Genomic DNA, 3004 nt, shown 5'->3' with positions numbered 1-3004 from the left:
GTCCTATTTTGCCCTTTCCAATGCTTTCGTGCCTATCGACTCTGCTTCCCAAATCAGGTTTTGAATCGTTTAAGTGCATTCCTTTTAAGAAGTTAAAGCCCACTATCGAGTCAAATTCGGCAAATGTTTTATTAAATGCACTTTTAGTGCGAATATCATAGCCGGATGTAAAAAGATGGCACGTATCTATGCAAACGCCTATGCGAGTTTTATCTTCCACAAGATTTATAATTCCGCTAAGTTGCTCAAATTTGTAGCCTATGTTGCTTCCTTGACCCGCTGTATTTTCTATCACCGCCGTAATTCCACTTGTTTTATCCAAAGTAATATTTATAGATTCCGCTATAGTTTTGATACAATCATCTTCGGATATTTTTCGTAGATGACTTCCCGGATGAAAATTTAGATACTTTAAGCCAAGTTGCTCGCATCTGTGAATTTCATCATAAAATGCGTCACGAGATTTCTGCAATTTTTCTTTATCGGGATTCCCCAGATTTATCAGGTAGCTGTCATGCGGTAAAATTTGTTTTGGGTCGTAGCCGTATTTTTCACAATATTCTTTAAAAAGCGTTATGCTACTTTCTTTTAATGGCGATGCTTTCCACTGTCTTTGATTTTTGGTAAAAAGGGCAAAAGCTTTTGCGTTTATGCCGTTTGCATTCAAAGGAGCATTCTGAACTCCCCCACTTGCGCTTACATGCGCTCCTATAAAAATCATTTGAACCTCTCTCTATAGATATTTTTCTATGAGTCCAGTCCGAAAACCCCATTATTTTGATGTAATAGGTGAAAACATGTGGTGATATTATCTCTAAAAGTCACAGAAAAAAAAGTGCCGATTATTGAATAAAAAGCTTTACAAGAACGGCTTTGAGAATACTTTTGTCTTTGATAATTGAATGATTTGGAGATAAAAATGCATAGAAAAAACGAAGAGCATTTGCAGGGAAAATTGTTTTATGATTTTCCACAGAGAATGTCAGATTTTATTGATATGGTAAAAGGGACAAAAGAGTATTATTTTTATGAGAACATATTTTGTAATATAGACGAATCAATATTTAAACCACTTTACTGCAACAATAATGGTCGCCCTAATGCTCCAATCAATGTAATGGTTTGTTCATTATTATTGAAGGAAAAACGAGATTGGTCATATTCTGAGATGTTTAGTCAGATACAATATAATGTTGCAGTAAGAAGCGCATTGGGCTTATTTTCTTTTTATGGTATGCCTTTCTCCAAATCAACCATATTCGATTTTCAAAATCTCATATATGTTTATGAACTAAAGACGGGAATGAACCTGTTCGAGCAAGTATTTGATGGTTTGGTACGCAAACAGATAAAGCAATATGATATAAAGACAGATATCGTCCGCACGGATTCATTTATGATAGATAGCAACATACGCAGATATGGACGACTCCAATTATTAATAGAGGTACTTAAGCGTTTATACAAAATATTGCGTAAAGAGGATAAGAAGAAATTCAAGGAACTTTTCTCTCCTTATCTTCGTTTGAGTTCCGAGCATTATCTTTATAAATTGGGTTCAACCAAAGTTTCCCGCGAATTAACCAAAATAGCCGATATATACTATTTGTTGAAAAAGGAACTTTCATCTTCTAATTATGCATTCCACGGAGGGTATCAAAAATTTTTAAGAACATTTGATGAACATTTTACTGTAGATGATAAAAGAATAACGATACGCCCACAATCGGAACTTGGAAGCAATACTCTCCAATCTCCCGATGACAAAGATGCCACTTACAGAACAAAACGCAAAGATTCTTATCGAGGTCAATCCGGTAATATTGTCGAAACAAGAAATAAAGAGAACAAGTTAAATGTTATTATTGATCTTGCAGTTTCAGCGAATAATATTGATGATAGTGCTGTTTTGAATAAACGTTTGGATAATATCAAAGAAAAAGCTGAGGATTTAGAAGAAATCCACTTTGATGGTGGTTATGGCAGTGAAGATAATGATGAGAAACTAAAAGAGTTAGGAGTGACTCCCGTTCAAACTGCTATAAAGGGCAGGAAATCAGAAGTAAACATTGAAATTAAAAAGACAAAAGGGAATGATTTTATGGTAAGCTGCCCGGGCAATCAGATGGTAAAGGCAGAGCAAACACGCAAGCGTTTCAAAGCTTGTTTTAATAAAGAAATCTGTAAGAATTGCCCTCTTTCAAATGGATGTCCTACTATTAAAGCTAAGAAGTATCGCATTTATTACTTTTCATCTAAAGATTTTCTAAAGCGTAAAAGGCATGCAAGTCTTCATCAGATACCACCCGAGAGGCGCACTTTGCGAGCGAATGTTGAGGCAACCGTTCGTGAGTTTACTCGTCATATGCAAGGTCACAAGTTAAAAGTTCGAGGAGCTTTTAAGGCGGAGCTATACATATTTTCTTTGGGAATCATGATAAACTTCGGAAGAATTTATCGATATTTGACGAGAACGCCAGAAAATGATGATTCATTTTCTGTTTTTAATTTCATGCACCATATTTTGCATGAAATGTTGAAATATTTTGAAAAATATTGGTTCAAATTGAGCTGTTTTACAATTTCAAAAATCTTAGCTATAAAATGTCTCAAACTTAAAAGTGCCTTTTCGGATGGGACTCAATATTCTATCCAATATTGCTGTCGCTATTGTCTGATTACCGAAAAATACTCCCCATTCGTTAAACAATTTATTGGAGGTTATCATTATAGAACGATACTCATAACATTGATTTATCAGTTGAAAAAACATATTTCCATAAACCGGTTTTAAAGGGAGATAACCCAATTCGTCTATTATTATCAAATCGTATTTTAGTAACTTTTTAAGATATTCTTCAAATTTCCTTTCTGCTTCGTAAATTATCATTTCTTCCATCAAACCCTGCATCGTATAAAATATGACCTTATAGCCTTTATGTATTGCAGAAAAACCCGTTGCCAAAGCAAGATGTGTTTTACCTACTCCCGGAGGTCCCATAAG

At 34.7% G+C, this 3004-nt stretch carries 2 protein-coding genes; one reads left to right on the top strand and one right to left on the bottom strand.

Features of this window, described 5'->3' with window-relative positions; translation table 11 throughout:
- Window positions 1-721: deoxyribonuclease IV (nfo, locus tag J7K39_08535; protein MCD6179938.1), on the bottom strand; the 721-nt coding region annotated here is incomplete at its 3' end.
- A gap of 198 nt (window positions 722-919) precedes the next feature.
- Here nfo and J7K39_08530 point away from each other — a divergent pair.
- Window positions 920-2794, top strand: coding sequence for a transposase (locus J7K39_08530; GenBank protein MCD6179937.1), 1875 nt, complete (start codon window positions 920-922; stop codon window positions 2792-2794).
- Window positions 2795-3004 lie beyond the last annotated feature (210 nt).

Source organism: Bacteroidales bacterium (assembly GCA_021157585.1).
In the GTDB taxonomy this organism is placed as follows: domain Bacteria; phylum Bacteroidota; class Bacteroidia; order Bacteroidales; family UBA12170; genus UBA12170.
Note: the sequence above shows the minus strand (reverse complement) of the source record. Positions and strands in the feature narration are given on the sequence as shown.

What these genes read in the sequence shown, in the direction of transcription:
- J7K39_08530 (MCD6179937.1), top strand. Translation starts at nt 920, where the DNA reads ATGCATAGAAAAAACGAAGAGCATTTGCAGGGAAAATTGTTTTATGAT.